This is a genomic window from Chryseobacterium flavum, assembly GCF_003385595.1.
GTDB lineage: Bacteria > Bacteroidota > Bacteroidia > Flavobacteriales > Weeksellaceae > Chryseobacterium > Chryseobacterium flavum.
In genome coordinates, this window is the sequence record NZ_QNUE01000015.1 from 80,947 (window position 1) to 87,650 (window position 6,704).

The 6,704-nt window shown below is 36.2% G+C and carries 5 protein-coding genes; 1 reads left to right on the forward strand and 4 read right to left on the reverse strand.

What is annotated here, in order from left to right:
- Nucleotides 1–371 precede the first annotated feature (371 nt).
- The gene (gene gcvP, locus DRF59_RS16705; RefSeq protein WP_115962790.1) at nt 372–3,230 is read left to right on the forward strand and encodes an aminomethyl-transferring glycine dehydrogenase; all 2,859 of its coding nucleotides are present in this window, start codon (nt 372–374) and stop codon (nt 3,228–3,230) included.
- Nucleotides 3,231–3,341: 111 nt separating this feature from the next.
- On the opposite strand, the gene DRF59_RS16710 is transcribed toward gcvP, so the two are convergent.
- The 4 genes from DRF59_RS16710 to DRF59_RS16720 form a co-directional block, all read right to left on the reverse strand.
- Nucleotides 3,342–4,208, reverse strand: coding sequence for a hypothetical protein (locus tag DRF59_RS16710; RefSeq protein WP_115962793.1), 867 nt, complete (start codon nt 4,206–4,208; stop codon nt 3,342–3,344).
- Between the two features lie 190 nt (nt 4,209–4,398).
- On the reverse strand, nt 4,399–4,572 hold the full coding sequence (locus DRF59_RS20945) for a hypothetical protein (protein ID WP_167456691.1): 174 nt from the start codon (nt 4,570–4,572) through the stop codon (nt 4,399–4,401).
- Between the two features lie 98 nt (nt 4,573–4,670).
- The gene (locus DRF59_RS16715) at nt 4,671–5,414 is read right to left on the reverse strand and encodes a YggS family pyridoxal phosphate-dependent enzyme (protein ID WP_115962796.1); all 744 of its coding nucleotides are present in this window, start codon (nt 5,412–5,414) and stop codon (nt 4,671–4,673) included.
- Nucleotides 5,411–6,130 (reverse strand): AAA family ATPase, encoded by a 720-nt coding sequence (locus DRF59_RS16720; protein WP_115962799.1) that lies wholly within the window; start codon nt 6,128–6,130, stop codon nt 5,411–5,413. Before DRF59_RS16720 ends, DRF59_RS16715 begins: the two co-directional genes overlap by 4 nt.
- Nucleotides 6,131–6,704: the final 574 nt, after the last annotated feature.

Genomic DNA, 6,704 nt, shown 5'->3' on the forward strand with positions numbered 1-6,704 from the left:
GAAATAAAAATCGTTTGCAGATAAGAATATGTATGTCCGGATTTTCTCCTGATTTCATGCTGCTAATCGCCTTCTTATTACATAAGAAAGTTTTGGTGTTCATTAGAATATTGTGACCTTATCAGATCAAGACTCCTTGTTTTTTAACTGCTTTTTTTATGGTAAATCATATTTATGATTATATATTATGTAATGAATATTGGTAATTGTTGTTTATAATCAGATGAACCGGATCGGAATTAAAAAATAATGCACTTACAAAAAACATACAGGCATTTTAGTGAATTATCGTCCGGAATATGCTGTTGTACAATCGTGTAAAAAATTGTAATTTTACCCATCTTTTTACAAACAAAATCTAATAAATAAAAATGAATACAGAACAGTTTGTGAGCCGTCACATTTCTCTTAATGAAGCCGATAAACAGGCGATGTTGGATAAACTTGGCGTTTCCAGTATTGAAGAGTTAATTTCTCAGACCATTCCTTCTTCTATCCGTTTAGAGAAAGATCTTGAGATCTCGGAACCGCTTTCAGAATATGAAATGCTGAACCATTCTAAAGAGTTAGCATCAAAGAATACTGATTATACGAGTTATATCGGTTTTGGATATCATAACACACTTTTACCATCGGCAATTCAAAGAAATATTTTTGAAAATCCCAGCTGGTATACAGCATATACCCCGTACCAGGCGGAAATTGCACAGGGAAGACTTGAAGCCCTTCTTAATTTCCAGACGGTAGTATGTGACCTTACAGGTTTTGCATTGGCAAACGCGTCTTTATTGGATGAATCTACTGCTGCTGCTGAAGCAATGCATATGTTCTTCAATAACAGAACTAAAGAACAGAAAAAAGGAGGAGCCAACAAGTTCTTCGTTTCTGACCTTGTTCTTCCTCAGACCGTTTCTGTATTAAAAACAAAAGCCGAAGGATTAGAAATTGAAATTGTAATAGGAGACCACAAAACTCACCAGTTTGATGCTTCTTATTACGGAGTTCTCCTGCAATATCCGGGGAAAAACGGTATTGTGCTGGATTATACCGAAGATATTGTAGAATATAAAAAACTGGATCTTCAGGTGGCAGTAGCATGTGATCCGATGGCTTTGGTAAAATTAAAGTCACCAGCTGAAATGGGAGCTGACTGTGCGGTTGGTACTACACAGAGATTCGGTATTCCATTAGGATACGGAGGGCCTCATGCAGCATTCTTTGCTTGCAGGGAAGACTATAAAAGAGATATTCCGGGAAGAATCATCGGTGTTTCTCAGGACATGTACGGTAAACGTGCATTAAGAATGGCTTTACAAACCAGAGAACAGCATATCAAGAGAGAAAAGGCAACTTCAAACATCTGTACTGCTCAGGTCCTTCTGGCTGTAATGGCAGGAATGTATGCAGTGTATCATGGTCCGAAAGGATTAAGCTATATCGCTGATCAGATCCATTTTAAAGCGAATGCTTTGAAAGGAGGTCTTAAGGCATTGGGATATCAGGTAGCTGAAGAGCCGATCTTTGATACGGTGAAAATCATCATGGCGGAAGATGAGAAAGGAAGGCTGATGAGAATGATGCTTGATCACAAATTAAACCTTAACTATTTCACGGAAGGTGTGGTAAGTATTGCAGTCAATGAAAGTACTACATTAGAAAAATTAAATTATCTGATGGCTTCTTTCGCTCAGTTTAAAGATAAGCAGACTTTCAAGCTGGAAATCAAAGAAGGATACAGCATTCCTGAAGAAAACCTGAGAAAGGATGAAATTCTTACAGAAGAAGTATTCAACAAATATCATACGGAAACAGAATTAATGCGTTATATCAAACGTCTTGAAAGAAAAGACTTATCATTAACGCATTCTATGATTTCTTTAGGATCCTGTACAATGAAACTGAATGCAGCAACTGAAATGTTACCGCTTTCATGGGAAAACTGGGGAGCAATTCACCCATTTGTACCGGTTAATCAGGCTGAAGGTTATCAGGAAATGATTCGTGAATTAGAGAAAGACCTGGCAGCAATTACAGGCTTTGCAGGAACGTCTCTTCAGCCAAATTCCGGAGCTCAGGGAGAATATGCAGGATTAATGGTAATCAGACAATATCATATCTCAAGAGGAGATCACCACAGAAATGTAGTATTGATCCCTCAGTCTGCACACGGAACAAACCCAGCTTCTGCGGCGATGGCAGGAATGAAGATCGTAGTTGTGAAAAATCTGGAAAACGGAGAAATCGACTTTGAAGATCTTAAAGCTAAAACAGAACTTCATTCAGCTAATTTATCAGCTGTAATGATCACTTATCCTTCTACTTACGGATTCTTTGATGCCAACATTAAAGAAATTACAAATCTTATCCACGAGCACGGAGGACAGGTATACATGGATGGTGCTAACATGAACGCTCAGGTAGGATTTACAAGTCCTGGAAATATCGGAGCTGACGTTTGCCACCTTAACCTTCACAAAACTTTCGCAATTCCTCACGGAGGTGGAGGTCCTGGAGTAGGCCCTATCTGTGTTGCTAAACACCTGGTTCCTTTCCTTCCTTCCAATGCGAATATCAGAATCGGTTCCAAAGAAGCAATCGACGGTATTTCTGCAGCACCTTATGGCTCAGGACTGATCCTGAACATTTCTTATGCTTACATCAAAATGCTGGGTACAGAAGGCCTTAAAAAGGCTACAGGACACGCTATTTTAAATGCTAACTATCTTAAAGCAGTATTGTCAGAGCATTTCCCGATCTTATATTCTAATGAGAACGGAAGAGTAGCTCACGAATGTATCGTAGATTTCCGTCAGTTCAAATCTTTAGGAATTGAAGTAGCCGATGTGGCGAAGAGATTAATGGATTACGGATTCCATGCTCCTACTGTTTCCTTCCCTGTTGCAGGAACGTTAATGATTGAACCTACAGAATCTGAAAGCAAGGCTGAAATTGACCGTTTTGCTGAAGCATTAATTTCTATCAAAAAAGAAATTGATGAAATTGCCAACGGAGAAGCAGATGCAGTAAACAACGTATTGAAAAATGCTCCTCATACAGAACAACTGGTGATCTCTGATTCATGGGATAAACCATATAGCAGAGAAAAGGCGGCTTATCCGTTAGAGTGGGTAAGAGACCACAAATTCTTCGCTTCTGTATCAAGAGTAGATGAAGCATACGGAGACAGAAACCTGGTATGTACTTGTGAGCCGATTGAAGCTTATATGTAATCTCAGTTTTTAAACGATAAAAAAATCCCTTTCAGTAATGAGAGGGATTTTTTTATTGAGTATTTTGTGCAGCAATTGTCATTGCGGGCAAAGCGATGCTATCTCAATTTTCTATTCAAATATGTTATATTTTTCTGCATAATCTTCTTTTGCCTTAAAGTGGTCTGATTTTTTATCATACAAAAAAATATATTCCACAGGGGTTTTTTGAAAAGGATGGTCAGCAGAATAATAGACTTCTTTACCATTTATTGTTGTAAAATCATACCACTCACCATCCGGAGTCCGCCCACGGATCAATACGGATTTTCCTTTGAAAGCAATATCATTAAATCCGTCATTGTTATAATCTTTTATCTTTAATGTTAACTCATAAGGTTCATACACTTTATTATCTTCATAAGCATCATAAGTCTTTAGATTAAAGTCATAATATCCTTCATATACATTTTCCAAAGAATCTGCTGTTACTTTATAAAGTTCGTGCCCGCCATTTCCATGCCCAGTTACAATGGTTGCCAGTAAAAAAGGATTTTCTTTCGGGAAAACTGAAATAAATTCATACCGTTCTGCTGATAATATTTTAACAAGTTTCCCTTCTTTTGTTAGTAAGAGTTGGTTTTTCCAGGGATATCCAGAATTAGGCCCCGTTTTCCAATCATACTCAATAAAATAATACTCCTGATCTGAGCCATTAATTTTTACCCTCTTGAATGCTGTTATTTTTTCACTTTCCTGCTGAGACGGACTTTCATGAATATTAAGATTAAAAGCCTGTCGAAGATTTTGAATAAACTTTGAGGAATCTTTGATTGCCGGGTAATCCCCAAGATATTCAAATGGAACAGGGGCTTTAGGTTTTACAGTTTCTTTAGCTGTGTGTTGAATTTGAATTGTCTCTTCTTTTTTAGACTCCTGTTTTTGAGTACAGCTAAGAATAAGTAAAGATGCAATTGCTGATAAGTATATTTTTTTCATGGAATTATTAGTCGTAAAAAGAATGATGAAATATATTGGATTTTAATGTAAACTCATCAGTAAGAATTTATTTTTTCAAAAAAAAGAAATATTTTTTCAAAAACAAAAATCATCCCGGCTACGCATAATAAAAAGTAAATAAAAAACCTCTCAAAATTTTGAGAGGTCCTTTGTTGTTATATTTCTTTTTTTATCTTCTCTTATAGCTGTAAGCAACCAGTATGGCTACTCCCATCGTAAGAACGGTAATAATTGAAATGGTTTCAATTGAGATTCCACTTTTCATCTGTGTGTTTTCTTTTTCACATGAATAAAAGAATAATACTGTCATTAACAGACAGCCCGATAGTAATTTTTTGATCATAAGTATTTATTTGGTAGTTTGTTATGATCAAAAAGTATACCGAATTTGTAGACTTTTTAATTGTTGTTTTAACAGTTTATAAACAGGGATGAAAATTCTTAGATTTTACCGGCTTTACCTTCATCCCAATAATAAGAATCCGGATAAATTCTTGGGCCAAATACAGCAGTTCCTACCCGTACAATAGTAGCTCCTTCTTCAATGGCTGTTTCCAGGTCTCCGCTCATACCCATAGAAAGCTCCTTCATTTGTACGTTAGGAATATTTTCACGGATGATGTCCTGCTGAAGATTTTTCAGGATTTTAAAGCATTCTCTTACTTTATCAGTTTCGGCACTGAACAGTCCGATTGTCATCAGCCCTTTTATTCTGAGTGTAGGAAAACGGGAAACGTTTTTGGTAAGTTCTATTGCTTCATTGGGGGCTATACCAAATTTACTTTCTTCACCGGAGGTATTTACCTGAATTAAAACATCAATGGATTTATTTTCAGCAGATAGCCTTTGGTGTAATTTTTCTGCCAGGTCAAGGCGGTCAAGCGATTGTACGCAGGTAACATCATACTTCAGAATATCCTTGACCTTATTGGTCTGAAGATGCCCGATAAAATGGTTTTCATGGAGAATGTCTTTTAAGTCTTCATATTTCTCCTTCAGCTCCTGTACTTTGTTTTCTGCGATTAAGGGGTATCCGTTTTCCAAAGCGATTTTGATACGGTCTGCAGAAACCGTTTTAGTGGCCAGTAATAACCTGACTTCGTCTGTATTTCTTCCGGATTTTTCACAGGCTTTCCTTATCCGTTCATTAATGACAGCAAGATTATGGAGGATATCATCTTTCATGACCCGATGGTTTCTTTAGCTTCCAGTGTTTTAATTAAAGTGGCTTTTACAGCTGTAAGAGCATGGTCCCTAGCTTCTGCAAAAGAAACAGAATATTTTCTTTCAATATTTTGCAATTCTTCAGGAAACTGTTTAAGTAACTGATCATAGTACGTATCCAGAAACTCAGCAGATGGCATTTCATAATGGACCTTTAGCTGGAAACGTCTCAATAAAGCGGAATCAATAATTTCAGGATGATTGGTTGCACATAGCAACAGGGCATTATCGGGGTAGTAATCAATCAGCTGGATCAGTGTGTTGACCAGTCTTCTCATTTCACCTACATCTTTATCATCACTACCTCTTGCTTTTCCGATCTGGTCCAGCTCATCAAGAAATAAGACTGACCTTTCCCTGGCTGCCTTATCAAAAATCATTTTAATATTCTGGGAAGTTTCCCCGATCCGTGACGAGACAATGTTACTAAGGTTTAAAATAATGATACTTTTACCTAAAGCAGTGGCTATTGCTTTTGCTGTCATTGTTTTTCCGCATCCTGAACTTCCCTGAAGTAAAATTTTGTTGTTTACCGGAAGTCCGTATTCCTGTAATTCTTTGACGTAAGTATGTTCTTTAATAAGCTGTATAAGTATTTTTTTACTGGCTTCATTGAGGAAAACATCATTAAAGTTTACTTGTTCTTTGTCCTGAATAATAAGATTGTACAGATTCATAATGGCAATTCAAAGGTTAATCTTAGGAGGTACAAAGATAAACCTTTATTAAATGCAATGTTCATCCTGAAAGAGAATAAACAGCTGGGCCAGTGGTTTAACCCAGTCCGGTTATTGTTTGTAAACCGGAGTGAAACAAAGAAAAGCCAGACAAATGCCCGGCTTTTCTTTTGGATATTAAATTTGTTATGAAACTAAGATCTTTTTGTTATGTTTTTGGGCCCTTTTACCCCAATGAGTAAAAGAGCGACGTCTGAATTCAGACTAAAAACATAAAACAATATAATTAGTATAGATGCTTTATAGGCTACTTAATTTTAGAATTAGTTTCTTTCTCTTCTTACTGTCATAAAATATGATGTGAACACTACTAAACATGTTGCGATACCGATATAAGTTACCATTTTGTATTATTTTTAATTATTTGACTTTTTTTTATCAATTTTTCAATTGCAATATTACAGTTTTCAAATCACGTGCCAAAGTAAAATGTTATGATGTATATCAGTGTATTGCAGGGGTTTTTGTTCATCTTTTAGTGATATTTTGTTTATATTTAATTAATATATTATTG

What these genes read in the sequence shown, in the direction of transcription:
- gcvP (WP_115962790.1), top strand. Translation starts at nt 372, where the DNA reads ATGAATACAGAACAGTTTGTGAGCCGTCACATTTCTCTTAATGAAGCC.
- DRF59_RS16710 (WP_115962793.1), bottom strand. Translation starts at nt 4,208, where the DNA reads ATGAAAAAAATATACTTATCAGCAATTGCATCTTTACTTATTCTTAGC.
- DRF59_RS20945 (WP_167456691.1), bottom strand. Translation starts at nt 4,572, where the DNA reads ATGATCAAAAAATTACTATCGGGCTGTCTGTTAATGACAGTATTATTC.
- DRF59_RS16715 (WP_115962796.1), bottom strand. Translation starts at nt 5,414, where the DNA reads ATGAAAGATGATATCCTCCATAATCTTGCTGTCATTAATGAACGGATA.
- DRF59_RS16720 (WP_115962799.1), bottom strand. Translation starts at nt 6,130, where the DNA reads ATGAATCTGTACAATCTTATTATTCAGGACAAAGAACAAGTAAACTTT.